The sequence below is a fragment of the Rahnella sp. 1L-D-7-B-C2 genome, from assembly GCF_057290995.1.
This window is the reverse complement of sequence record NZ_JBXAVQ010000013.1, coordinates 43,632-69,190: the sequence shown is the minus strand read 5'-3', so window position 1 is coordinate 69,190 and position 25,559 is coordinate 43,632. Positions and strand designations below refer to the sequence as shown.

20 protein-coding genes are annotated in these 25,559 nt (G+C 55.4%); 11 read left to right on the top strand and 9 right to left on the bottom strand.

Annotated features, from left to right (window positions below; genetic code table 11):
* Positions 1-302: 302 nt before the first annotated feature.
* The 3 genes from recC to recD are packed head-to-tail and all read left to right on the top strand — an operon-like array spanning position 303 to position 9,510.
* Positions 303-3,746 (top strand): exodeoxyribonuclease V subunit gamma, encoded by a 3,444-nt coding sequence (gene recC, locus AC0Z7K_RS18305; RefSeq protein WP_485615459.1) that lies wholly within the window; start codon positions 303-305, stop codon positions 3,744-3,746.
* Positions 3,743-7,459, top strand: a complete 3,717-nt coding sequence (gene recB, locus AC0Z7K_RS18300) for an exodeoxyribonuclease V subunit beta (RefSeq protein ID WP_485615424.1) — start codon at positions 3,743-3,745, stop codon at positions 7,457-7,459. The genes recC and recB overlap by 4 nt, the downstream gene beginning before the upstream one ends.
* Positions 7,456-9,510, top strand: a complete 2,055-nt coding sequence (gene recD, locus AC0Z7K_RS18295; RefSeq protein ID WP_485615423.1) for an exodeoxyribonuclease V subunit alpha — start codon at positions 7,456-7,458, stop codon at positions 9,508-9,510. The genes recB and recD overlap by 4 nt, the downstream gene beginning before the upstream one ends.
* Positions 9,511-9,527: 17 nt before the next feature.
* Here recD and AC0Z7K_RS18290 read toward each other — a convergent pair whose 3' ends face one another.
* The 3 genes from AC0Z7K_RS18290 to AC0Z7K_RS18280 all read right to left on the bottom strand — a co-directional run bounded on the left by AC0Z7K_RS18290 (position 9,528) and on the right by AC0Z7K_RS18280 (position 11,457).
* Entirely contained in the window at positions 9,528-9,770 is a 243-nt protein-coding gene (locus AC0Z7K_RS18290; protein ID WP_413529098.1) for a hypothetical protein, read from the bottom strand.
* 45 nt (positions 9,771-9,815) lie between these two features.
* Positions 9,816-9,923, bottom strand: a complete 108-nt coding sequence (gene yniD / locus AC0Z7K_RS18285; RefSeq protein ID WP_112164783.1) for a small membrane protein YniD — start codon at positions 9,921-9,923, stop codon at positions 9,816-9,818.
* Positions 9,924-10,275: 352 nt separating this feature from the next.
* The gene (locus tag AC0Z7K_RS18280) at positions 10,276-11,457 is read right to left on the bottom strand and encodes an MFS transporter (RefSeq protein WP_485615421.1); all 1,182 of its coding nucleotides are present in this window, start codon (positions 11,455-11,457) and stop codon (positions 10,276-10,278) included.
* A 115-nt stretch (positions 11,458-11,572) separates the two neighbouring features.
* Between AC0Z7K_RS18280 and AC0Z7K_RS18275 the strand changes: the two genes are divergently transcribed.
* Positions 11,573-12,484: a LysR family transcriptional regulator gene (locus AC0Z7K_RS18275; RefSeq protein WP_485615419.1), complete on the top strand. Its 912-nt coding sequence runs from the start codon at positions 11,573-11,575 to the stop codon at positions 12,482-12,484.
* A 65-nt stretch (positions 12,485-12,549) separates the two neighbouring features.
* On the opposite strand, the gene AC0Z7K_RS18270 is transcribed toward AC0Z7K_RS18275, so the two are convergent.
* Together AC0Z7K_RS18270 and AC0Z7K_RS18265 are read right to left on the bottom strand one after the other, a co-directional pair.
* Positions 12,550-12,822 carry a hypothetical protein gene (locus AC0Z7K_RS18270; protein ID WP_413529101.1) on the bottom strand — a complete coding sequence of 91 codons (273 nt, stop codon included), beginning with the start codon at positions 12,820-12,822 and terminating at the stop codon, positions 12,550-12,552.
* Positions 12,823-12,913: 91 nt separating this feature from the next.
* On the bottom strand, positions 12,914-13,639 hold the full coding sequence (locus AC0Z7K_RS18265; RefSeq protein ID WP_413529102.1) for a DUF3053 domain-containing protein: 726 nt from the start codon (positions 13,637-13,639) through the stop codon (positions 12,914-12,916).
* A gap of 134 nt (positions 13,640-13,773) precedes the next feature.
* Between AC0Z7K_RS18265 and AC0Z7K_RS18260 the strand changes: the two genes are divergently transcribed.
* The 3 genes from AC0Z7K_RS18260 to AC0Z7K_RS18250 all read left to right on the top strand — a co-directional run bounded on the left by AC0Z7K_RS18260 (position 13,774) and on the right by AC0Z7K_RS18250 (position 16,104).
* Complete coding sequence (locus AC0Z7K_RS18260) at positions 13,774-14,889, top strand: DUF1615 domain-containing protein (RefSeq protein ID WP_485615418.1); 1,116 nt, start codon at positions 13,774-13,776, stop codon at positions 14,887-14,889.
* A 374-nt stretch (positions 14,890-15,263) separates the two neighbouring features.
* Positions 15,264-15,476 (top strand): transcription antiterminator/RNA stability regulator CspE, encoded by a 213-nt coding sequence (gene cspE / locus AC0Z7K_RS18255; RefSeq protein WP_101076387.1) that lies wholly within the window; start codon positions 15,264-15,266, stop codon positions 15,474-15,476.
* A gap of 406 nt (positions 15,477-15,882) precedes the next feature.
* Positions 15,883-16,104, top strand: a complete 222-nt coding sequence (locus AC0Z7K_RS18250) for a hypothetical protein (protein WP_485615416.1) — start codon at positions 15,883-15,885, stop codon at positions 16,102-16,104.
* Between the two features lie 23 nt (positions 16,105-16,127).
* Here AC0Z7K_RS18250 and AC0Z7K_RS18245 read toward each other — a convergent pair whose 3' ends face one another.
* Positions 16,128-16,265, bottom strand: coding sequence for a hypothetical protein (locus AC0Z7K_RS18245; RefSeq protein WP_167457518.1), 138 nt, complete (start codon positions 16,263-16,265; stop codon positions 16,128-16,130).
* Between the two features lie 689 nt (positions 16,266-16,954).
* Between AC0Z7K_RS18245 and AC0Z7K_RS18240 the strand changes: the two genes are divergently transcribed.
* Together AC0Z7K_RS18240 and AC0Z7K_RS18235 are read left to right on the top strand one after the other, a co-directional pair.
* Positions 16,955-18,292 carry an MFS transporter gene (locus tag AC0Z7K_RS18240; protein WP_485615415.1) on the top strand — a complete coding sequence of 446 codons (1,338 nt, stop codon included), beginning with the start codon at positions 16,955-16,957 and terminating at the stop codon, positions 18,290-18,292.
* The gene (locus AC0Z7K_RS18235) at positions 18,285-19,631 is read left to right on the top strand and encodes an enolase C-terminal domain-like protein (RefSeq protein ID WP_485615413.1); all 1,347 of its coding nucleotides are present in this window, start codon (positions 18,285-18,287) and stop codon (positions 19,629-19,631) included. Before AC0Z7K_RS18240 ends, AC0Z7K_RS18235 begins: the two co-directional genes overlap by 8 nt.
* On the opposite strand, the gene AC0Z7K_RS18230 is transcribed toward AC0Z7K_RS18235, so the two are convergent.
* From AC0Z7K_RS18230 to AC0Z7K_RS18220, 3 genes are all read right to left on the bottom strand, one after another.
* A complete protein-coding gene (locus AC0Z7K_RS18230; RefSeq protein WP_213052066.1) occupies positions 19,632-19,832 on the bottom strand; it encodes a hypothetical protein in 201 nt (66 codons plus the stop codon). It abuts the gene before it with no gap.
* Positions 19,833-19,967: 135 nt separating this feature from the next.
* Positions 19,968-21,218 (bottom strand): L-lactate MFS transporter, encoded by a 1,251-nt coding sequence (locus AC0Z7K_RS18225; protein WP_413529106.1) that lies wholly within the window; start codon positions 21,216-21,218, stop codon positions 19,968-19,970.
* Positions 21,219-21,534: 316 nt separating this feature from the next.
* Entirely contained in the window at positions 21,535-22,311 is a 777-nt protein-coding gene (locus AC0Z7K_RS18220) for an alpha/beta fold hydrolase (RefSeq protein ID WP_485615412.1), read from the bottom strand.
* A 191-nt stretch (positions 22,312-22,502) separates the two neighbouring features.
* Here AC0Z7K_RS18220 and AC0Z7K_RS18215 point away from each other — a divergent pair, with 191 nt between their 5' ends.
* Positions 22,503-22,901, top strand: a complete 399-nt coding sequence (locus tag AC0Z7K_RS18215; protein WP_413529108.1) for a hypothetical protein — start codon at positions 22,503-22,505, stop codon at positions 22,899-22,901.
* Positions 22,902-23,123: 222 nt separating this feature from the next.
* The gene (gene mrdA / locus AC0Z7K_RS18210) at positions 23,124-25,070 is read left to right on the top strand and encodes a penicillin-binding protein 2 (RefSeq protein ID WP_485615411.1); all 1,947 of its coding nucleotides are present in this window, start codon (positions 23,124-23,126) and stop codon (positions 25,068-25,070) included.
* Positions 25,071-25,559 lie beyond the last annotated feature (489 nt).

Genomic DNA, 25,559 nt, shown 5'->3' with positions numbered 1-25,559 from the left:
ACTTTATATCAGTTAAGTTTTCATTACACAAAATGTGTTTTCTGAAATGGGGATAAATTCGGAAATTTATTTCTATTAAACAGAAAGTCATTGAGTATTAGAATGATAATGTAAAAGTTTTAATTAAAACTAATTGATTGGCTAACGAAATAGTCGGTGAAGTGATAAATCCGTATCTTTCACTGTCAGGCATTCAGTCTCCGCCGTCCCGGCCTCTTTTCCTTCCAATCCTTTCCAAATCAACGCAAAATCTCTCTCCTCAACCGGCGATAACAAGGGATGCGAGCGTGAATTCAGGTTTGATGGTGTTACACGGCAATCACTCAGAAGCGCTGAGGGACGTGCTGATCACGTGGATGGCGGCGCATCCGCTTCCGCCGCTGGAAAATGAAGTGATTCTGGTGCAAAGCAACGGTATCAATCAATGGCTGAAACTGGCGCTGGCCCGTGACCCGGAGGACGGCGGCTGTGGCATTGCGGCGGCGCTGGACATCAAACTGCCCGCACGTTTCTTCTGGCAGGTTTATCGTGCTGTGCTCGGCAAAGAGCAGGTGCCGGAATCTTCGCCGTTCGATCGCCCGTTGCTGACCTGGCGGCTGATCCGCCTTTTACCTCAGTTACTCACTGAACCGGTTTTTGCGCCACTGGCGCGTTTCTTAAAAGACGACGGTGACATGCGAAAACTGCACCAGCTGGCGCAGCGTCTGGCGGATTTGTTCGATCAGTATCAGGTGTACCGTGCCGACTGGCTGGAAGACTGGGGTAACGGGCAGGATGTGCTGCGCACCAGCCGTCAGGGTAGCGAGCCGTTGCCGGAAAACCTGCTGTGGCAGCCGCAACTGTGGCGCGCGCTGCTGGACGACGTTGATGAAAGCGAGCGCAACACCAGCCGTGCCGCGCTGCACCAGCGTTTTCTGCAACATGCGCTGACTATCCCGGAAAATGAGCGTCCGGCCGGTCTGCCTGCGCGGCTGATCGTCTTTGGTATCTCTTCATTGCCGCAACAATCTCTCGAAGTGCTGGCGATTCTTGGCCGCTGGACCCACATCTTTATGTGTGTGCATAACCCATGTGAGCACGACTGGAGCGATATCATCGCCGATAAAGATCTGCTGCGCGCTGAACGGATCCGTCAGCTGCGTAAGCCGGGCATGCCGCAGGTGATCGCCGAAGATGAACTTCACCAGCACGCCCATCCGCTGCTGGCGGCGTGGGGCAAGCAGGGGCGGGATTACATTGGCCTGCTCAATGAATACGATAATCACGAATCCTATGCTGCGCAGCTCGCGCCGGTGATCCCGCGCATCGATCTCTTCACCTCGAACGGTACCGATACGCTTTTACACCAGTTGCAGGAAGATATTTTGCAGCTGCGCCCGCTGGCGGAAACCCAGGTTCACTGGCCGCAGCTGGATGCGCAGGATGATTCCCTGCGTTTTTACATTACCCACAGCGCCCAGCGTGAAGTGGAAGTGCTGCACGACAGGCTGCTGGCCGCGCTGGCTGCGGATCCGACGCTTAAGGCGCGCGACATTATCGTGATGGTTCCGGATATCAACGGCTACGCGCCGCACATTCAGGCCGTGTTTGGTCTGATGGAGCGCAGCGATCTGCGCTATATCCCGTTCACCGTCGCCGATCAGGGGCCTCGCCAGAATAACTCGCTGCTTGGCGCGCTGGAGCGATTGCTGAATTTACCGCAGTCGCGGTTTGCGGTCAGCGATCTGCTGGATTTACTCGACGTGCCGTCGGTACGCGAGCGCTTTGCCATTGAAGAAGAACAACTGCCGCTGCTGCACCGCTGGATAAGCGCCGCCAATGTGCGCTGGGGGCTGCACGCGGAACAGCGTCAGAGCCTCGAACTGCCGCTCTCACCGGAGCAAAACAGCTGGTTCTTTGGCCTGCAACGCATGCTGCTGGGGTATGCCGTGGGCAGCGGTGAGGCGTGGGAGAATATCGAACCGCTGGATGAAATCGGCGGGCTGGATGCAGCGCTGATTGGCCCGCTGTCGCATCTTTTAAACTGCCTCGATGAAACCTGGCGTCAGCTGCGCGAACCGGCTGCACCGGCGGTCTGGGGCGAACGCCTGCGCGACATCCTTTCCCGGTATTTTACCGGTGATGACGGCGAAGACGGCTTTATTCTGGTGCGTCTGCACACCGAGCTGGAAACCTGGCTGGAAGCCTGTGAAAGCGTCAATCTGCAAGCTGAACTGCCGCTTTCCGTGGTTCGGGATCACTGGCTGGCGCAGTTCGACCAGTCCGGCCTGACGCAGCCCTTCTTCGGCGGCGCGGTCACTTTCGCGACGCTGATGCCGATGCGCGCCATACCTTTCCGTCACGTTTATCTGCTTGGTATGAACGACGGTGATTATCCGCGTAACCGCGTGCCGATGGATTTCGATCTGATGGGGCGCGATTACCGTCCGGGCGACCGTTCACGCCGCGAAGATGACCGCTATCTGTTCCTCGAGGCGCTGCTTTCCGCGCGTGAACGTTTACATATCAGCTGGGTTGGCCGCAGTATTCACGACAATAGCGAGCGGCCGCCGTCGGTGCTGGTGGCGCAGCTGCGCGACCATCTGGCGGCAGGCTGGAAACTCAACGACGACGGGGATTTGCTGCACGCGATGACCGTCGAGCATCGTCTGCAACCGTTCAATCGCGATTACTTTACGAAAGACGGCGCGTTGTTCAGTTATGCCCACGAATGGCGCGCCGGACTGGACGCCGATGCTCCGGTTACCGCAATCGCGCCGCTTGAACCACTGGAGCAAGAGAGTGCGCTGACGCTGCGTCAGTTGTCTGATTTTCTGTCGGATCCGGTGCGCAGTTTCTTCCGCCAGCGGCTGAACATCTATTTTGAGATGGAAGATCCGGGAAGCGAAGATCAGGAACCTTTCGATGTGAATGCGCTGGAAAACTGGCGATTGCAGGATGAACTGATCCGCGCGCAGAAGTGGGCGCTGGAGGCGGGTGTTTCGCGTCAGGATATATTGCGCCAGCAGCTGGAACGCATCGAACGGCGCGGCGAACTGGCGCCGGGCGAATTCGCTGCGGTACTGAGTGAAGATCTCGCCGAACCGATGGACACGCTTTTCGCCAGTTATCAGCAGGTGCTGGAGGCGTGGCCGCAGGCATTGGGCAACGAAGCGCTGTCGGCAGATATCGGCGGCATCAATGTCTCCGACTGGCTCAGCGATCTGCGTGCTAATCACAACGGCGAGCGCGCGCGCGTGGTGCTGGAAAGCGGTGGTCTGATGACCAAAGAGCGCAGCTACCGGTTCGACAAACTGCTGCCGTACTGGGTGGCGCATCTGGCCGGACACCTTAACGGGCAGCCGATGCACAGCATTATCGTCAGTAAAAACGGCACCGCTGAACTGCCGCCGCTGGAGGTTGCGCAGGCTCAGGCGCTGTGGCAAACGTTGATCGAGGCCTGGCAGCTGGGGCAACGGCGACCTCTGCCAATGGCGGTGAAAACCGCGTTCGTCTGGCTGAAAAAGGACGGCAAAGAACACAGCGCGCCGGACAGCGACGCGTGGTTTGCGGCGCGGGATGCTTATGAAAATCACGATCCGGCCAACATGAAATTCGGCGAGCGCGACAGCAACCGCTATCTGGCGCGCGCATGGCCGGACTTCGCGACGCTGTGGTCTGACGGCGAATTCGCCGTGCTCGCGGACAGCCTGCTGGCACCGCTTCGCAATCATCTTTCCCGCAGTAAGAAAGGAGGCAAGGAATGATGGATCGCACTATGTCCTCTGCCGGGACTCGCCCATCAGCGCTCAACGTGCTGAATTTTCCGCTGACCGGCAGCCGCCTGATTGAAGCCAGCGCCGGTACCGGGAAAACCTTTACCATTGCCGCGCTGTACGTGCGGCTGGTGCTCGGCCACGGCGGGGAGAATGCTTTCAACCGTCCGCTGACGCCGCCTGAAATTCTGGTGGTGACCTTCACCGATGCGGCCACCAAAGAGTTGCGCGATCGTATCCGCGTGCGTCTGTCGCAGGCAGCGGAATACTTTTTAAATCTGGACGGGTCCTCTTCTGAGGGCGACGAATTTTTGCAGACGCTGCGCGCTGAATATCCTCCTGAACAGTGGCCGGGATGCGCCCGCAAGCTGCAACTGGCGGCGGAATGGATGGATGAATCGGCGGTCTCTACCATCCACGGCTGGTGTAACCGCATGCTCGGCGAGCACGCGTTCGACAGCGACAGCCTGTTCACCCAGACGCTGGAAACCGATCAAACCGAACTGCTGATGGAGGTGGTGCGCGACTACTGGCGCAGCTTCTATTTTGCGTTGCCGGAATCCGATATCCGCACCCTGCGCGCATGGTGGCGGACGCCGGAAGAGTTACATAGCAAAGTCGCGCCGTTGCTGGAATACGCCGAAGAACTGGGCTCAGACGAAACACCCGCGCAAATCTGCGAAGCGGTCAGTCAGCAGAAAGCCGCCGAACTGTCGGCGTTGAAACAGGGCTGGCCGGAATGGACGCAGGAACTGCGCACCCTTCTTGAAGGCGCGGTGGCAGCGAAAGTGGTGGATGGCCGTAAAATTCAGGCGCGGTATTTTCTGCCGTGGCTGGAAAAACTGCACATCTGGGCGACGACCGATGAGGTTGCGCCGGATCTGAAAACCGGCTGGGAACGCCTGACGCCGGAAGGCTTAGCGGAATGCTGGAAGCAGGGCGAACCCCCTGCGCATCCGGCGATCACCGCCATGGAAACCCTGAAAGCGCGGCTGGAAAATCTGCCGGATGCCCGCAGTGGTTTGCTGCAACACGCCTGCCGGTGGATAGAAAACCGCTTCGACGCCGAGCAGCAAAAACGCGCACAGATGGGTTTTAACGATTTGCTGACCCGCCTCGACGCCGCGCTGCGCAGCGACAATGGAGAACGGCTGGCGGAGATCATCCGCACTCAGTTCCCGGTGGCGATGATCGACGAATTTCAGGACACAGATCCGCTGCAATATCGCATTTTCGACACTGTTTACCGTGTGGCGCAAAACGCCCCTGAGCAAGGGCTGATCCTGATCGGCGATCCAAAACAGGCGATTTATGCCTTCCGCGGCGCTGATATTTATACCTATCTGCGCGCCCGCCGCGACACCGGCGGACGTCACTACACGCTGGCCACCAACTTCCGTTCTACGCGCGGGATGGTGGCTGCGGTGAATGAAGTCTTTGGGCTTGCCGAAAATCGTCCTTCCGGCGAGGGGGCTTTCCTGTTCCGCCGTGGCGATGAAAATCAGGTGCCGTTCCTGCCGGTAGAAGCCAAAGGGCGTGCCGACACGCTGATAATTGATGATGCCGAAGCCGCCGCCATGACGCTGTGGTATCCGGAAAATCAGGCCGACGTGCTGCCGAAAACGCAGTATATCCAGCTGATGTCCGACGGCTGCGCGACAGAAATTGTCCGTCTGTTACGGCTTGGCCAGCAGGGCGTGGCTGGCTTCGGGCTGCCCGGCGAAACGCTGAAACCGGTGATGCCGGGCGATATCGCGGTGCTGGTGAATACCGGCCGTGAAGCCACGGCTGTCCGCACGGCGCTGTCCAAACGCGGCGTGCGCAGCGTTTATCTGTCTGATAAAGAATCAATCTTTCAAAGTGCGCAGGCGGGCGAATTACAGTACTGGCTGGCGGCCTGCGCTGCGCCGGAAAACGATCGCCTGCTGCGCGCTGCGCTCGGCACGCCGTCGCTCAATTTAAGCTGGGAAGCGCTCGATCGCCTGAATCAGGACGAGCAGGAGTGGGAGCGCTACGTTCGCCAGTTTCAGGAGTACCGCATTTGCTGGCGCAAACAGGGCATTCTGCCAATGTTGCGCCGCCTGATGTGGGAATTTGACGTGCCGCGTCGTTTGCTCGGACGCGGTGACGAACGTGCGCTGACCGATCTGCTGCATCTGTCCGAGTTGCTGCAACAGGCGAGCGTTCAGCTTGACGGCGAACACGCGCTGATCCGCTATCTGGCGGAGCAGCGTCAGGACGAACATCAGGGCGGCGATGCGCGCAAACTGCGTCTGGAAAGCGATGCCGAACTGGTGAAAGTGGTGACGGTGCATAAATCCAAAGGTCTGGAATATCCTCTGGTGTTCCTGCCCTTTGCCTGCGCCTTCCGCGCAGTGAAAAAACAGGACTCGCCGCTGAAATGGCACACGCCGGAGGGCGAACTCGAAGTGGCGTTAAGCGCCACCGACGATCAGCTGGCTCTCGCCGATCGCGAACGGCTGGGGGAAGATCTGCGTAAGTTTTACGTCGCGCTGACCCGCTCACGTTACGCGCTGTGGCTCGGCATGGCACCGCTGAAAGAGTTTGAGAAGAGCGCTCCCGGCTATTTATTTTATAAGGACAGCTTACCCGACGGAGAAACCCTCGCGGCCGACGCGCTGCCTGCCTGTTTACAGGCGCTGGAAACGGCGAATATCCGCGCATGGCCGCTGCCTGCGCCGGACGGCGCGGTGTTCCGTAATGAACAGGCGCTGCCTGCGCTCGGGCCACGTCCGCCGTTGCGCACCCATAAAGCGCCGCGCTGGTGGATATCGAGTTTCTCCGGCCTGCAAATTGCGCCCGCCGGGACGTATATCGCCTCCGACGTGGCGACCTATGAGCCGCCGGTGGAAATCGAAAGCGCGGCGCAGGATACCTATTTAGAGAGTACGGGGCTGGAAGATCTGGAACTGGCGGAAGGCGTGTTACAGCCGATGACCGGCGCGGATCAGTATGCGTTTCCGCGCGGCCCGGCACCGGGTAATTTCCTGCACGGTTTGCTGGAATGGGCGGGGGAAGAAGGGTTTGCCGCACTGACGTCGAAGCCGGAAAAAATCGCCGATCAGGTAGCGCGGCGCTGTAATACGCGCGGTTGGGAAAAATGGATCACACCGCTGACGCAATGGCTGACCGCGTTGCTTACCCAGCCGTTACCGCTGCCGGCTGGCGACGCGTTTACGCTGGCAGGACTGCCGCCGTATCAGGTGGAGATGGAGTTCTGGTTCTCGCTGACGCAGGTATCGACCCGCCGCCTCGACAAACTGGTGTCGCAATACACGCTGGACGGCGCACCGCGCGCGCCGCTGCTGGCGGAAGATCTCAACGGGATGCTCAAGGGCTTTATCGATCTGGTGTTCGAACACGACGGGCGTTATTACGTACTCGATTACAAATCCAACTGGCTGGGTAGCGATGCCAGCGGATACGATCATACGTCGATGATCCAGTCGATGTTGGATCACCGCTACGATCTGCAATTCACGCTGTACCTGTTCGCACTGCATCGCCTGCTGAAATCCCGTCTGGCGGATTATGACTACGACCGCCATATCGGCGGCGCAGTGTATTTATTCCTGCGCGGCAGCCATGCGCCGGGTAACGGCGTCTGCGTTCAGAGGCCGGATAAAGCCTTAATGGAAGAACTCGACCTGCTGTTTAGCGGTAATCAGGAGAAACGCGCATGAAAATCAACAGCCGTGAAGATATCGCACACCTGCTGGCAAGCTGGGTAGAGTGCGGCTGGCTGCGTGAGCTGGATCGCGCACTGGTGACATTTCTGGCGAAGCAGACGCCCGACGCGCATCCCTTGTTATTGCTGGCGACGGCGCTGACCAGTTATCAGCTCGGGCGCGGCCATGTGTGTCTGGATTTGCAGGCCACGCTCGACGACAGCGCCTTTTCGCTCTCGCTGCCGCCGGAGGGCGATCACGCCGACGGTGCGGTGATCCGCCCGGCTGCAGTGCTGGAAAATCTCAGCCTGACAGAATGGATGGCAGCGCTGGGACACCCGCAGCTGGTGGGCCACGGTGAGGGAAATTCGCCGCTGGTGCTCATCGGCCATCGCCTGTATCTGCGCCGTTACTGGCAGTATGAGCAGAATGTACGCGGCGCGATTGAACAACGTCTGGCGCGCAGTCAGCCGGACGCGTTGCCGGTGGCACCTCTGCGCGCGGCGCTCGATGCGCTGTTTCCTGCCAGCGGCAATAGCGGGCAAGCCAACTGGCAGAAACTGGCCTGTGCACTGGCGGCGGGCAGTGCGTTCAGCATCGTGACCGGTGGCCCCGGCACGGGGAAAACGACCACTGTGGTGCGTCTGCTGGCGTTGCTGCAAACGCTGGCGCTGGAAGACCACGGCCAGCCGCTGCGCATCCGTCTGGCGGCACCGACCGGTAAGGCGGCGGCGCGGCTCAATGAGTCAATTGCCGGTGCGGTATCTCAACTGGATTTGACCGCGGTCGGCAACGGCGACGCCGTGCGTGAAAGCATCAATACTGACGTGGTGACGCTGCACCGCCTGCTCGGCAGCCGCCCGGACACGCGGCACTTCCGCCATCATCCGGGCAATCCGCTGATGCTCGACGTGCTGGTGGTGGATGAAGCGTCGATGGTCGATCTGGAAATGATGGCTGCGCTGCTGGCGGCGTTACCGGATCAGGCGCGCCTGATTCTGCTTGGCGATAAAGATCAGCTGGCATCGGTGGAAGCGGGCGCGTTGCTCAGCGAACTTTGCCAGCGTGCGGCGGGCGGCCATTATTTGCCGAAAACCCGCGACTGGCTGCAAACCGTCACCGGGGAGAACATTCCGGATGCTCTGGTCGATGCGCACGGAACCGCGATGGATCAGGCGGTGGTGATGTTACGTCACAGCTACCGTTTTGATGCACAAAGCGGCATCGGGCGGCTGGCGGAAGCGGTCAACGATGGCGATGTGAAAGCGCTGAAGCAGGTGTGGAAGCAGGGGTACGGCGATCTGGCGCAACTGACGCTCAGCGTGGCCGACGATCAGGCGCTGCGCGACTGGGTGATTAACGGCGCGGCGGGGCAGTTTCCTGCTGCCACGGCGCGGGCAGGCGTTTCGCCGCCGGTCGGTTATCGTCACTATCTGACGATAGTGAAAAATGAGCGGCCTGAAATCGACGAACCGATGGAATCCTTCCACCGTTGGGCAACCAAAGTGCTGCTGGCCTACAGTCAGTTCCAGCTGTTATGCGCCCTGCGCGGCGGGCGGTGGGGTGTTGAAGGGCTGAATCTGCGCATTGCTGAAATTCTATGGAAAGAAGGGCTGCTGGAGGCTGCGGCAGGCTGGTATCCGGGGCGTCCGGTGCTGGTAACGCGCAATGATTACGGCCAGCGGCTGATGAACGGCGATATCGGCATTACGTTGCAAATTCCGCAAACGCTGGCGGATGGATCGACGGTGTGGGTATCGCGCGTTGCCTTTCTGGCTGGCGACGGCACCCTGAGTATCCGCTGGGTGATGCCAAGCCGTTTGCAGGCGGTGGAGACGGTGTTCGCGATGACGGTGCATAAATCGCAGGGCTCTGAATTCACCCATACCGCGCTGCTGCTGCCGGAGAATCTCAGCCCGATCCTCACCCGTGAACTGATTTACACCGGCATTACCCGTGCGCGTCACTGGTTCAGTCTGGGCTTTGTCGGAGGAATGAATGCGGTGCTGCCGGATGCGGTACAGCGCAGGGTACTGCGGGCGAGCGGACTGATTGAAACGGTGTGATCGCCTGAAAGGCAGGATCAGTAATCGTACTGCGGGATGCGGGAAGTTTTAGCGATGGCCCGGGTTTTGGAACCGGGCACTTTGGTGGCTTTGAGCGGGTCACCGGCGACAAATTCCAGCGTCGGGGAATAGTAAAACGGCAGCCAGCCGCCATAGCCATTCTCCCACTCCCAGCGAACCGGGCAGGGCCACAGAATGTCTTCGTACATAATGTAGTAGGTCCATCGCCCATGGGGACGACGCGGTTTTGGGGTTTTCATAGGGGCGTCAACTTAACTCAAAATAGTATCGCTAACAATATCAGCTCAACCCCAAATCATGGCCGCCCAGCGGAGTAACAGCAGGCCGCCGCAGATGCATAACAACACGACGACCATTTTCCAGTGTTTACTCATCATCCTTTTGGTGACCATCGGATCCTCCCTGTATTGAGCTTAGGTGTTATTGAATCCACGCTAACCGGTGATGTGCCGGTCAACGTAGTGAACCACATGTTCCTTTAACTCGGGAACGGTCTGATCGGCAAGCCACTCGAAAGCCACCAGCAGTAAGGCCGTAGTGGCGAGTACAGTCAAAATTATAGCGGCTTTTTTATGGGCTTCCATGGATCTCATCGTCTTTGCATTGCCTGTTTTTTACTCTATCAGAAAGGGCTCCCTCTGAGGAGATTTCAGGCGTTTGGTTCTGAAAGGGTTTAGGAAATTATACCCGCTCAGACGCTGCGAAACTTTGATCCTGTCCCTCCGCGACCGGATCCTTAGGATTTTATGCATATCGGGCACCTGGCTTAAAACCGTCACGTTTCGCGCACCAGGCAATTATCAGAGCAGCCAGCAACAGAATCAGCATCGCCCACGGGAAAATGCCGATCCCTGTGGTGTTAAGCAGAATGCCGCCGGACAAGCCGCCGCCGGCAATCGCCAGATTCCACGACACCACGACCAGCGATTGTGCCATATCACCCTGCTCGCCGGTGGCGTCAGCGATGGCAGTTTGCAATAACGTCGCCGCACCGCCGAAAGTCAGCCCCCAGATGGCGACGCACAGCGTCACCATCAGCGGTGAATCGCCGTCGAGCGCCAGTCCTAGGGAAATCAATGCAAACAGTGCCAGGCTGGCCAGCAGGGTTTTCCGCAGGCGTTTATCCACCTGCAAACCGGTGAAACAGATACCCGCCAGCGCGCCGATGCCGAACACCAGTAATATCTGGTCAGCCCGTTCTGCCAGGCCGGAGAGGGCAAGGAAAGGCACGATGTAGGTATAAAGCAGGTTGTGCGTCAGCATCCATAATAAGATCACCGCCAGTATGCTGCGCACGCCCGGCATTCTTATCACGTGACGCAGTGACTGGCGCTGGCCAGCCGCCTGTCCCGGATAATCTGGCACTTTGCGCATCACCCATACGACCAGCAGCAACGTGATAGCGGACATCACGCCAAACGCCATCCGCCAGCCGAGCAGGGTACCCATCCAGGTGCCGAGCGGGACGCCGACGGACAGCGCCACCGGCGCACCCAGCATCGCCACCGACAGCGCGCGGCCCTGCTGATGCACCGGCACCATGCGTCTCGCATAGCCCGCCAGTAATCCCCATGCCAGACCGGCGGCCGCACCGGCCATCCAGCGCGCGAACAGCGTCACGAGGTAATTCGTTGAAAACGTGGTGAGCGTGTTAAACACCAGAAAGCCGAGGATCGCCGTGAGCAGCGCGGTGCGCCGGTTCCAGCCGCGCGTCATCGCTGCCAGCGGGATCACCGCCATCAGCGAACCCGCAGCGTAAAGCGTGATCAGCTGTCCGGCCATTGCCTGCGAAACATTAAGTCCCGCAGCAATTTGTGGTAATAGCCCGGCGGGCAACGTTTCGGTCATGATGCCGATAAAACCGGTCATCGCCATCGCCAGCAGGGCGGAAAGCGGCAACGGTGAGGCGGACTGGGGGGAATTCATAGTGATTTATCAATGAAAGAATGTGTTCGATCACAATAGAGATCTCCCCGGTGCGGAAAAAGTAGGGTAGATTTCCAGAGTATACGGACGTTGGTGTCCGTAATCGGAGGTGGCGGTGGAAAGTCTGAGCAGTCTGAATGTGTTTGTGCACGTCGCGGAAACCCGCAGTTTCGTCGCCGCAGGGCGAATACTGGGCGTGTCGGCATCGGCGGTGGGTAAAAGCATCGCGCGGATGGAGACCAAGCTGAAGGTGCGTCTGTTCCATCGCAGCACCCGCAGCGTTACGCTGACGGCGGAAGGCGCGCTGTTTCTCGAGCGCAGCCGCCGGATTGTTGCGGAGCTGGAAGCCGCGGAAAGCGAGCTGTCGCAGCTCTCAGAAAATCCGCGCGGCAGGCTGCGTATGAGCCTGCCGCTGCTCAGTACGCTGCTGCTGCCGGTGCTCGGCGAGTTTATGCGCCGTTATCCGGACATCGAATTGGATCTGGATTTCACCGATCGCGTGGTCGATGTGGTCGAAGAGGGATTTGATGCGGTAGTGCGCACCGGGCAGATGGTGGATTCACGGCTGTCGATGCGCAAGCTGGGCACGTTCCATCATCTGCTGGTCGGGTCTCCAGGCTATTTTGCAGAGCACGGCTGGCCGCGCGAGCCGCAGGATTTGCTTACGCATCGCTGCCTGCATTTTCGTTATCCCAACAGCGGTAAGCTGGAGCCGTGGCCGGTTCCGGCGCATGTAGATGTCGCGCTGCCAGTGTCGATGGTTTGCAATAACATTGAAACGCGTCTTTGTTTTTCGGTACAGGGACTGGGAATCACCTGCCTGCCGGATTTCAGCGTCCGCAAGGAACTGGCGCGCGGACAACTCGTGACCGTATTAGACGAGCACGTTAAACGCAGTGCAGATTTTTATATTCTGTGGCCGTCTGGCGGTTACATGACGCCGAAGCTTCGGGTCTTTATCGATTTTATCAGCGAAAGATTGTTCCCGGAAAAGGCGGAGCTGGCGCTGGTATGCCCGAATATCTAGAGGGGAGTCAGGGTGGGGGAATATAAGGCTCAGAGTGCGTCTGAGCCTTTTGATGTTTTCACCAATTAACGGCTGCCCGGCAGCAGAGATTCGGTGCATTTAAATACGTCTTCGCGGAATTTGCGGGAAGCGTCGTCCAGATCGGTCTGGTTTGCCACATCGGCGCGGTTAGCTTCAAGAGCCTGATTCACGGCTACCGTGAAGGCATTTTCCTGGCTGGCGTTCAGCACGTTGCCCACGCTGCCAAACAGCAGGCGCATGGCGGAAATTTGTACCAGAAGTTCACGGTTTACGCGCTCAAGCTGGTCCACGCGTTTGGCAAGAATTTCGTCACTCATCGGTGTCTCCTTAGTTAAGTGCCGCACACCATAACAAAAGCGCCGTCATGAAAAAACCGCCTTGCGGCGGTCTGAACGTTCGGCTGGTGGTTTAGCGTACCATTTGCTGCATCTGGCGGCTGAGCTGCATCAGCTGCGCATTCAGCGGCACCAGCTGTTGTTGGATCGCGTTGTATTTATCCAGTTGTTTCTGGTTGGAGAATTGCAGACGGTTTCCGGTAATGGTGACCTCTTTCCCCTGATTCTTGATGAAATCGGCTTTGGCGACGATTAGATTCAGCACCTGCGGCAGCAGATCGAAGACCTGTTCGGTGATTTCAGAGGGTTTGATCACTGTTTTCTCGTAAGCCTGATCGTAAACCTTTTTCAGATCATCCGGCTGTTTCAGCGCCGCGCGCTGGGTATCCGCCTGCGTTCTGAGCGTGATGATTTTCTCTTTCCAGTTCTGGCTGCTATCGGCCATCTTTTTGAGGTCATCGCGCTGTTCGACCAGCGCATTGACGCTGTTGACGCCGTTCATACCGGCAAACACGGGTACCAGCGAGGAATCGAGCTCAGTGTTCATCTGGTGATGGAAACCGGTGATGATCGCGTAATCTTTGCTGTAATCCCCGAACTGTTTTTTCTCCGCTTCCGACAGCTGCGGCACAGCCAGCACCTGTTTGTCGAGAATGCGCGACTGGAGGAAATCCATAAACGCTTTGCGCTGCGCAGGCTCTTTATCACCACAGCCGCTGACGGCAAAAATCATCATCAGCAGCATTAATGGCATCAGGAAAGTGCGGTTGAAGTGAGAGGTTTTGATCGCGTATTGCATAGATTCCTTGCTCCTTTTGCTCCATATTCAGAAGATTAACCTTAGCGTAAAAAGCTGAAATTTTAACTAGAAAGCCGCGCTTATCTTGGTTAACGTCACGAAAGTACACACGTAACTCCCTCTTCAGGAAATGTATGATTTTGAACGGTAAGCGATTTTCCACACCCTGCACGCTCGGTGCGTTAGCGATTTTGATCCTCGCCGGGTGTACGTCGAATAAAAAAAACGACGCGCCGGTGAAAAATCCGCAGGACACCAAAGCGGACATCATACGGCTGATGCCTTCCACAGCACCGGATCGCAAGGGCTGGGCGACGGATATTACCGCCGCGTTTTCTGCGCAGGGCATCGCGCCGACCACCGAGAATATCTGCTCTGTGCTGGCGGTGGCGCAGCAGGAATCTAACTTCAACGCCGACGCGCCGGTACCGGGGCTGGGTAAAATTGCGTGGAAAGAGATAGACCGCCGCGCAGATGCCGTCCATGTGCCGAATTTCCTGGTACACACCGCTCTGCTGCTGAAATCGCCGAACGGCAAATCCTACAGCGAGCGGCTGGATAATGTGAAAACAGAGAAGCAGCTGAGCGCGATTTTCGATGATTTCATCGATATGGTGCCGATGGGGCAGAAGCTGTTTGGCAATCTGAATCCGGTGCATACCGGCGGGCCGATGCAGGTCAGCATCGCGTTTGCCGAACAGAATGCCAAAGGGTATCCGTATCCGGTGGAGAGCTCGATTCGCAACGAAGTGTTTAGCCGTCGCGGCGGCGTCTATTTCGGCGTGAAACATCTGCTGGGATATCCGGCGAATTACACTCAGCCGCTGTATCGTTTCGCCGACTTCAATGCGGGCTGGTATGCCAGCCGTAATGCCGCGTTCCAGAGTGCGGTCAGTAAGGCCTCGGGTATTCCGCTGGCGCTCGATGGTGACCTTATCAACTATGGCACCGATAAGCCTGGCAGCACTGAGCTGGCGGTGCGCACGCTGAGCAAGCGTCTGGATATGAGCCACTCGGCAATCCGCAGGGCGCTGGAGAAGGGCGAACAGCTGGAATTCGAAGACACTAAACTCTACAAACAGGTGTTTACGCTGGCGGATAAAACCACCGGGAAGCGACAGCCGCGCGAGATGCTGCCGGGGATCACGCTGGAAAGTCCGAAGATTACCCGCACGCTGACCACCGCGTGGTTCGCCAAACGGGTAGACGGACGCCGCGCCGATTGTGTGAAAAGAGCCACGGCGCGCTGAGTTTGATTCATAACAAGGTGAGAATCGTCTTAATGCCTGCCTGAATTGGGCAGGCTTAATTATTGATTAATCAGGCTACAGCCGCCGCCCTGCGTGCCCTGCGGGTTATTCTTTTAACAAATATAAAGGCTATAAATAGAGTTGCTTTGAAATAAAGGCTTGCTTAATAAATCCTGCTGTGTGTAAATAGCGTCAACGGTTTGTGGTTAAGACCTATTTATGTAAGACATTTAGTAAAGCAGTTCCTGGTTCAAGTGATATAGCAAATCCTTTCTCCGACGAATTTCCTTCTCTGATGCATCCATAAGTATTTCAAATAAAAACAGACCTATATTGCCCTATGGCATCATAAAATAAAAAAGAAGGTATTTTCTATGTCTACTAAAATGACTGGTTTAGTAAAATGGTTCGACGCTGGTAAAGGTTTCGGTTTCATTAGCCCTGCAGACGGCAGCAAAGACGTGTTCGTACACTTCTCTGCAATCCAGAGCAATGATTTCAAAACCCTGGACGAAGGTCAGAACGTAGAGTTCACCATCGAACAAGGCCAGAAAGGCCCTTCAGCGGGTAACGTTGTCGTTCTGTAATGTCGCCTGATATTGAAGGCAAATCACCTGCAATAGCGAAGATGGGTTAAACCCGGAGCAGACAGGAATCGTTGTTTCAATATCGACATTATGAACCACAAAAATAAACCCTGGCCAACGCCGGGGTTTATTATTTAAAAGCTTCCAGAATTATTTCGGGAGCCACAACAGAAAAGCCGGTTTCTTTTTTCTCGTCATGTTTATCGAAATAAAAAAATAGATAATCAGGGAATAAAAAACTCAGCCGTTTTTTCTGTTGTGATAAGGCCGCGCTCAGGCCGCGTAATGTAGGAGTGTACGATGGACGCTTACGCCGCAATATGACGGCCGGGAAAGCACCGGCAAATTCCCTTCATACTTCGAGTTGCAGATGCGTTAGCTGCACTCAGTCACCCGAATCACTTTCTTGAGTAAGCTCATCGGGACTTTTTCCCTTGCCGCCTTCCTGCAACTCGAATTATTTCGGCAATTGGCTTCTGTGGACTTTTATCTGAAAAAAAACAAAAAAAAGCCCGCACGCGGCGGGCAAATAACAGGGTTCTACAGGGGTATTACACAGGGACATCACACAACATTTGATGGACTTACGATACCAAACGCTGTGTATGGTTTTGTCATCGCCCGGTAAGGTTACTCCAGCAGTTGTAAGCCTTATTTGTCTGCGTAATGACCAATCACCTGATCAATTTTGGCGTCCGCCATCGCAATTCCCTTCTTAATCAATGACTCCGAGCCGATGCTTGCCAGCAGAATAACGACAGCCACCACCAGTAATCCCTTGTATGTCATGTTTCTTATCTCAATAAGTGTGATGTTTGGATCAGGTTTTCAGGCAGGCATTATGCGGCGAGACCTTGTGTATCGCCACGGATTCTGAAGACAGGAAAACCTTAAACAGCCAGATGGCCGACGGTGAAGTAGGTCACCAGACCAACGATGACCAGCAGCGCAATGGCCGCAGCAGTATAAAGAATGATGCGCCTGGGGCTGTAAAATGCCATAGATATGTCCTTATCGAAAAGGGCGGAACGGCGTCAGACGTTACAATAGCTCCATCATCAGCGCCATCGCGTAGCCAATCGCTACGGAACCTCCGGCCATGATTAACCAAAATGCAGTTGCTTTCATTTCACACTCCTTGTGTCGGGACGGCGTGTCCCATTGATCAATTTCAAGGCGTAATTATAACAAACATATAAATCGCATGGATAATTACGTGTTCCTATTTTAAGCACTTTGTTTGAAAAAGACCTCCCGTAAACTGTGAACCGCCTCGCTATTCCATCTAAAAAGGGAAAAACCCCTTAATCATCAGTTGTGCTTATGCACATCATTCAATTCATTGATAATGTGAATTAATTGTTGTCGCCTGTCTTTGCGGGTGATCAAACATTGGGCGAGTGCACAATGGCAATTCACCGTGTTCGCTTCTTAAGTAGTGTTGCAGTTGTTCATTATTTCAACGCTAAGGGAACACCATGAACGGTCATGAAAACAAAGCGGTAAGAAGTGCAAACCGCAAATTCTTTGCCCGCACCATTCCGATGCTCATCCTGATGTTGATCATTAACCAAATCGATCGCACCAACGTCGGTTTCATCAAACACAGCCTGGAAACGGACGTCGGCATCAGTACCGCCGCCTTCGGTTTCGGTGCCGGTCTGTTTTTCGTCGGTTATGCGCTGTTTGAAATCCCCAGCAATATGCTGATGGATAAGTACGGCGCCCGCGTCTGGCTGACCCGCATTATGATCACCTGGGGCGCAGTGGTCTTTGCGATGGGTTTTGTTACCACACCAATGCAGTTCTACGTGCTGCGCTTTTTACTCGGCGTCGCCGAAGCAGGTTTCTTCCCGGGGATCTTATTTTATTTCCGCAAATGGGTGCCTAACGTCTATCGCGGGCGTGCCACAGCGCTGATCCTCACCGGTTCGGCGGCGGCCTATCTGTTATCCGGTCCGGTCACCGGCGGATTGCTGGAATTGCACGATTTTATGGGATTACCGGGCTGGCAGTGGGTGCTGTTCATTGAAGGCGCGCTGTCGGTGTTAGTTGGGATCGTGGCTGCATTTTTCCTGGTTTCAAAACCGGAGGAAGCCAAATGGCTGACCGTCGAAGAAAAGCAGGCGCTGAGCACCGCGCTGTTGGAAGAGGCGAGTTCGCGTGACGTCCATACGCAGGGACAGTCACGCTGGAAACTTATCACCGACGGCAAAATGGCCTATCTGTGCTTCCTGTTCTTCGTGATGTGCATGACCGGCTACACGCTGGTGTTCTGGCAGCCGGAAATCATCGGCCGCATTCCGGGGCTGTCATCGTTACAGATCGGCTTGCTGAATTCGGTACCGTGGATTTGCGCGATTATCGCCATCAATATACTTGGCCGCGTCAGCGACCGATTCCGTGGCAACCGGGAAACCCTTCTGGCGCTGGCGCTGATTGTCGCCGCCCTCGGTACCTGTTTGTGTACGCTCGGCAGCCCGTGGTTTGGCCTGTTTGCGCTGTGCGTGGTGTGCATCGGCACGAAATCCAGCGCTGTGCTGTTCTGGCCTATTCCGCAGAGCCAGCTGCCGTCTTCTATCGTCGCGCCGGGCATTGCGCTGATCAACTCGCTGGGTAATCTCGGCGGTTTCTTCGCACCTGCGGTGTTTGGCTATCTGCAACAGACGACCGGCAGTACGACTGCCGGGCTGTATATCCTCAGCGGCGCTTCCGTCTTCGCTGCAATCACACTGTTTTTCACCAAAAACCACCGCACGCCAACGCAACCTGACTATCATGCCCCGCAGGGATTGGAGCCAAAACGCCATGTCTGATACACCAAAAATTGTCGAAATGCAGGTCATCCCGGTTGCCGGTTACGACAGCATGTTGCTGAATATCGCCGGTGCGCATAATTGCTATTTCACCCGTATCCTGCTGGTGCTAAAAGACAGCCAAGGGCACATCGGCGTCGGCGAGTCGCCCGCAACAGGCGTCGTGCTGAAGATCCTCAATGAGGCGATCCCGCATATTGTCGGTCAGGAGATCGGCAAAATGAATCAGCTGGTCAGCGATTTGCATAAACGCGATCTGGAAGAAAACCGTGCGCCGCAGCCCGTCCTGCCCGGCTTTCGACCGTGGGATCTCGAGCGGCACCACAACGCGGTTGCCGTACTGGAAACGGCGCTGTTGGATCTGATGGGGCAACATCTTAATCAGCCGGTTGCACAGCTGCTTGGACCGGGTAAACAGCGCGATGAAGTGCCGGTACTCGGTTATCTGTTTTACATCGCCGACCGGCAAAAAACCGATCTGGCCTATCAGCAAGGGAAAGCACAGCCGGGGCAGCATCCGTGGTATCACCTGCGCCATCAGGAGGCGATGACACACGAGAAAGTTGTGCAACTGGCCGAAGCCGCGCAGGACAAATACGGTTTTAAGGATTTCAAACTCAAGGGGGGCGTGCTGGCAGGAGAAGCAGAGATTGATACCGTGCGGGCTCTGAAACAACGTTTTCCACAGGCGCGGATCACCGTTGATCCGAATGCGTCGTGGTCGCTGGATCAGGCGATTGCGCTGTGCAAAGACATGCACGGGATTTTGTCTTACGTCGAAGATCCGTGCGGAGCCGAGCAGGGATTTTCCGGGCGTGAAACGCTGGCTGAGTTTAAGCGCGCCACCGGATTACCGGTCGCGACGAATATGATCGCCAATGACTGGCGGCAGATGAGCCATGCGTTGCAGCTTAACGCCATCGATATTCCGCTGGCGGATCCGCATTACTGGTCGATGCGTGGCGCGAATACTATCGGAACGTTATGCAATGCGTGGGGGCTGACGCTCGGCTGTCATTCCAATAATCACTTTGACGTATCGCTGGCCATGCTGGCGCATCTCGGTGCGGCCGCGCCCGGTGACATTTCGCCGTTTGATACGCACTGGATCTGGCAGGAAGGCCAGCATCTGACGAAAAATCCGCTGCAAATTAAAGACGGTAAGCTGGCGCTTAACGAACTGCCGGGGCTCGGCGTGGAGCTGGATATGGACGCGGTAGGGATTGCCCATCAGCGCTACAACAATATGACGCAAAAAGACCGCGATGACGCGATCGCGATGCAGTATCTGATACAGGGATGGAAATTTGACGGCAAGCGCGCGACGCTGGTGCGCTGATTACAGGTAATCGCTGCCGGAAGTCAGCGTGCTGTGCGCGCTGGCATCAAGCGTCGTAGACGGCTGATTACTGCTTTCGCTGGCTTTACGGCTCAGTTCTGAAGCGACTTCCTGCGCACTGGAAGGATAGGCTACGGCAAAACTGTTAAAAGCGGTAAGGCTGAGCATCAGGCTGAAAAGAGCGAGGGTGGTGCGTTTCATGGTCGGGTGTCCGGTGTATTCACGTTTGGTCGTAAGTGTTGTGTGAATCAGCCACTGAACAGATATGCTTTACTCATAAGAAACGGGAGCTAATTACGCTCCCGTTCATCATTTATGATGCGCTCAAGTGCTGGTTTACACGTGCTGGAGCGTATTATGACCTGCTTCTGATTTATTCGGTAAGCGAATCGTGGCAGAAAGAACCAATGACACCATCAATAATACTGTGATGATACTGAAGGTCACTGCGAAACCACCGAACAGCGAAGCCACCAGAGAAGCGAAGATGCTGCCGATACCGAAACCGAGATACAGCAGACCGTAGTTTTTGGTCATGTTGTTCAGGCCGAAGAAATCGCTGACCAGTGACGGATACACGGTGATCGTCCCGCCGAAGCTGAAGGCGACACAGGCTACGGAGATAAAGAACATGGTTTCATTCATGTGAGTGAACAACATCATGCTCATCCCGGCCAGTGAGACGATCTGCGCGATGGAAATCACGCGGATACGCTGCATTTTGTCAGACAGTACGCCGAGCACCAGGCGGCCACTCAGGTTAGCAATCGCGATGACGGTGACGGCGTTGGCGGCGGTCAGGGCGTCCAGTTTCACCAGACTTTGTCCGATATCCTTTGCCACACCAATCACATACAAGCCGCTCATGCAGGCAGTCAGGAACATCAGCGCCAGCATCCAGTACTGCGGTGCGCGAACCGCTTCGGCCAGCGTGAATTCGCGGCTGTCTTTGCTGTTATCGTTCAGAGAGTTCTCTTCGCGAGTCACATCGGCGGTTTCCTGTTTTGGCGCATCTTTCATCATCAGTGCACCGGTAATCACCATCACCATCGCCACACCGCCCCAGATCATGAAGGTGTTTTGCAAACCTTCAGTCGCCAGCAGATGACCGCATACGAATTTGAACAGCAGGCTGCCTAAACCGTAGGCACCGATAGCGCAGGCTGAGATCATCCCTTTACGCTCAGGGAACCATTTTACGCAGTTGGAAAGCGTCAGCAGATAACCGGCACCGTCCGCCAGACCGACCAGCACACCGGCGCTGATATACAGCATGATGACGTTGTCAGAATGCGCAGTCAGGAAGAACCCGGCAGCCATCAGCACACCAGCGGCAATAGTGACGTTGCGAACGCCGAAACGTTCCTGAAGTTTCCCCGCGACGGAAGAAGAGATAGCCAGACACAGGCTGAGGATCCCGAAGGTCAGTGCGACGCGACTGACCGGCTCACCCAGTTTTTCAGAAAGCTGACCGTTGAACAGACTCCAGGTGTACACAGATCCCAGCGCGAGCTGAGTCAGAATTGTACCGGCCAGAGTCAGCCAGCGGGTACGGTTGTAGTTCGGCATACCAGATGTGTCACTCATAGTGGGTTCTCCCGAGCGAAGTAGATTCAATTAACTGTGGCTATGATAGTCCTCACGAATATGTGCGGTTCATTTGCGGCGTGAGATGCACGAGTTGCGGAATGAAATGCATTGCTGGCGGTATGAGACGCCATTTTTAACCCAAAAACGCCTCGAAATTCGACTTAAAACGCCTCTGCAGCCCTTGCGGGGCGCGGGGTTTAGTTGATCTGGATCACTAATCGGTTATTTAGTTTTTTGGGCAAGAACGTTCGGGGGGAAGAGGGGGCGCAAGGGGCAGGAAATTGCCCCCTGTTATTCATCCAAACTAAGTGACTCACACTACTTCGGCATTCAGCGCCGTGTTGATCGCCGCGGCCACGCCGGTTGGGTTTTCCCACATCATCGAATGGCCAGCCTGTGGGACAACCGCGGTGTGAATGCCGTGCTGCGGCAGAATCGCGACATCGGGCTCCGGCAGGGAGAACTCACCGAATAATACCGTGGCGGGCATTTCCAGCTGATAAAGCTGCTCACGCCACGAGCGTGCTTCTCCATTGACCAGACCGACGGCCTGACGATGGATTGCCAGCGGTGAAGCGACCGCCATCGAACCCGCCCAGACCTGATCATCACCACGCACCGCGATCTCAATCAGACGCGCATGCCCTTCGTCGAGATAGTCTTCTTCAGAATATTTCGCGACAGCGCGACTGAACGCGCCGCCACCGGCATCCAGATTTGGCTCGGCGACGATCAGCCGCTGAATGAGATCCGGACGCTGGGACGCGACCATGATCGCAATGCTGCCGCCCATGCTGTGGCCGATAAGATTCACCTGCGGTACGGCAAGATTTTCCAGCCAGGCGATTACGCAGTCAGCATGGGCCTGCAGGCTGTAGCTGAAACCCTGTGGTTTATCGCTGAAACCTGAACCGGCTAAATCGAGCAGGAAGGAACGGCGCGGGCGCAGTGATGCATCGGTCGCCACGCGTGGAAAATCGCAAGATGATGCGCAACCCAGACCGTGTATAAACACCAGCGGAACACCAAGCCCTGAGAGTTCGTGGTAACGCAAATAGAAGTTTGCCCCGGGTACTTTGAAAGATCTCATCTCAATCCTTTGTTTTTATAAGACAGTAATGTGCGGATTATAAGCAGGTTTTTTCTTAAACACTGTATAAAAAACGAGTCATTAGATGAGCGTTTAGAAACCCATTATTTATGAGAAGTAATTTGGCTTAAGACATTCTGCATATGAATATTTATTTGCAGGCTCTTCCCACTGGGCGGGCAAGTGTTAGCATGGCGTTCTTACTCACTTTATGGATTTATCTGATGGTCAGGTCAGGCGGTTGTGTGGCGGTGATGTTGGCGCTGGCGTCGTTTTCAGCATCGGCTGTTACGCAATATCAATGTGTTTTAACCCATCATACGCAGTCAGATGATGGCAGCGATGTCTCTGAAGTCGTGAATAAAAACGCGGCGGTTTATGATGCGGGCAATACGTTTAGCTTTTCACCGGATGGTAGCAAACTGATCACCAGCCCTGAACTGACCGACATTATCGGCCAAGACAATCAGCCGATGAAAGCGGGCGCGCAGGATAACCTGATGTATATCCACACGAAAGACAGCTTTGTCGTCGCTACCCAGACCGAAGGTTACGTCTACGGGGATTGTAAACTCAATACCGCCAAATAAATGGCGCTGGCTTTCAGGAAGCAAGTGCGTTGGCTGGATCCGCCACGCACTGCACGATGTCTGCAATAAGCCTGCAATAAATAGAAACACTCCTGCTACTTCATTAGCACACTTCTTATAGTCGCCTGTTGCAGGGCGGGCTATCCTTTCGCACTTTTCCAGACTCCACTCTTTTTCATTTCGCCCGCTTTAAAAGCAGACAATAAAGGTAGTTGCCCGATTATGGCCTTACTTAATGACGAAATTCGCGACCATACCGCCGAGTCCGTCCTTTTCGTCCGCCGCGCCGTGATTGCTTTTATGGTCGTGTTTCTGTTGTCCACCGTGCTGGTGCTCAATCTGTATCATTTACAGGTGGGAATGCATGATTTTTATCAGACCCGCTCCAATCAGAACGACATTAAAATGCTGCCGATTGCCCCCAGCCGCGGGCTGATTATGGATCGCAACGGCGTCATACTGGCGCAAAATATCACGCTGTATCAGTTGCAGATGATCCCCGGAAAAGTCCCGGATTTGCAGGCAACGCTGAATGCGCTTAAACCGATTGTCGATCTGACCCAGGACGATCTCGACAGTTTCCACGACGCGATGATCCACGGTCGCCGCTTTGCGCAGATCCCGCTGAAGCTGGCGCTGACCGATGTTGAAGTCGCGCGATTCTCAGTAAACCAGTTTAATTTCCCCGGCGTCTCGATCAGTACTTATCAGCAGCGACGTTATCCGTATGGCGCGGAACTGGCGCATGTGGTGGGTTATGTCTCGAAGATTAACGATAAAGATGAAAAGCGCCTCGACGCTGAAGGCATTTCCGAAAACTACGCGGCAGACCACGATATCGGCAAGCAGGGCGTGGAAAAGTATTACGAAAATATTTTGCATGGCCGAACCGGCTATCAGGAAGTGGAGGTCGATAACCACGGCCACGTGGTGCGTCTGCTGAAAGAAGTCCCTCCGCAGGCCGGGCAGAATATTTATCTGACGCTGGATCTCGGTTTGCAGCAGTACATCGAAAAAGTGCTGAAAGGCCAGCGTGCCGCGGTGGTGGTGATGGATCCACGCGACGGCGGCATCAAGGCGATGGTGTCCAGCCCAAGTTACGATCCGAATCCGTTTGTGAACGGTATCTCTCGTAAACAGTACAGCGCGCTGCTGAAAAATCCGGATCTGCCACTCATCAACCGCGTGACGCAGGGACTGTATCCACCGGCCTCGACGGTAAAACCGTTTATGGCGACGTCGGCGTTGTTTGAAGGTGTTATCACGCCACAAACCTCTTTCTTCGGCGCGCCGACCTGGACGCTGCCAGGCACGCAGCGCCATTACCGCGACTGGCTGAAAACCGGCCACGGTATGCTCAACGTCACCAAAGCTATTGAAGAATCAGCTGATACCTTCTTCTATCAGGTGGCATTTGAAATGGGCATCGACCGTATTCACACCTGGCTGTCCAAATTCGGCTACGGCAAATCTACCGGCATCGATCTGGACGAGCAATATAACGGCGTCCTGCCAAGCCGTGAGTGGAAAATGAAGGTTCACAAGAAGGGCTGGTATCAGGGCGATACGGTATCGGTGGGTATCGGGCAGGGTTATTGGGTCGCGACGCCGATTCAGATGGTGCGGGCGCTGAGTGCGCTGGTGAATAACGGTAAGCTGGAAACGCCACATCTGCTGTATTCGTCAAAAAGTGGCAAAACGATCACGCCGTATAAAATGCCGCCGACGCAGCAAATTGCCGATCCGAAATCGCCAATCTGGGGCATCGTCAAAAACGGCATGTTTGGTATGGCGAATCTGCCGAACGGCACTGGTTATAAGCTGTTCCACACCGCGCCTTATCAGATCGCAGCGAAATCCGGGACATCTCAGGTATTCAGCCTGCGCGAGAATCAGGTCTACAACGCCAAAATGACCCCGGTTCGACTGCGTGACCATATCTTCTATACCGCGTTCGCGCCGTATAAACATCCTTCGGTGGTGATGGCGCTGATTCTGGAAAATGGCGGAGGCGATGGCGTTGTCGCCGGGCCGACGGCGCGGGCGATCCTTGATCATATATTTATCCCGCAGCAGGCCACTCAGTGCGATCCGGCCAAAGTGGATAATCCGATCGACTGCGAACAGCCTGTGCCGACGCCAAACTCTCTCGGGTTTAGCGAACACTGATCCCAAACTGTCAGTAAATGACGACAATCGCGAAAAAGGGTGTCTCCATTTGGGGACATTTAAATCATTGATTTTAAATAAATATAATAATAAGTGTGGTTAGTGTTGTTTTCTGACGACACCTTGGTCGTTTTTACAACGACTTGCCGTGATTGCTTTTTAAGCATAAAAATCATTTTTAAATAAAAAACAATAATATTCAAAGTGATATGATTATTATTTAAATGTTGGCATGCTTCATGCTAGAATCATGTCAGTTGCTCATTCACCTGATTATGATTGGCTCACGCGAAAGCGTTGATATGCTCATAATGCCCGAATGACGCCTAAGAAACGGTGCCTATCGTTCACCAGACCGATAATCGTTGCGCAAGCACGTTATCAAGCATCGAACGACACGTTGAGTGAGGCACCACCTCTTCCGGTTTGCAGAACATCCTGATGGATGTTCTGCAATACCACCCCTCTGAAATTTCCTGTTTTCTTAAA